Below are 319 nucleotides of genomic sequence, written 5' to 3'. Positions count from 1 at the left end.
AGCAACAACTGAAAAACAGCGAGCAACGCGTCAAGACTCTGTCCGATACCGCCCAACAGCACAACGCCCTGCCCATGCAGGAAGGCCTGGACAGCCTGACCCAGCTCAACAGCGATGCCGACGTGACCTACGGCAGTGACGACGGCAGCCCGAGCCAGGGCCCCGGTGAACAGCAACGCAACGGCGGCGATACCGCCTGGGCGATCCGCAGCGGCGGGCGCGGCAAGACACCGGGTTACCAGCAACCTCTGCTGATCGCCTCCTCCCCTGCCGACATCGCCACCGCCACGCCGAAAAGCACCCACCTGCACAGCGGCAA

At 65.5% G+C, this 319-nt stretch carries 1 pseudogene; it reads left to right on the top strand.

The features are described 5' to 3' along the window. A pseudogene (locus tag RGM3321_RS00055) lies at positions 1-319 on the top strand (DUF2345 domain-containing protein); the annotation flags it as partial.

It is taken from the genome of Pseudomonas sp. RGM 3321 (genome assembly GCF_022836805.1).
In the GTDB taxonomy this organism is placed as follows: Bacteria; Pseudomonadota; Gammaproteobacteria; order Pseudomonadales; family Pseudomonadaceae; genus Aquipseudomonas.
The sequence above is the reverse complement of the archived record's forward strand: the minus strand, read 5'-3'. Positions and strand labels throughout refer to the sequence as shown.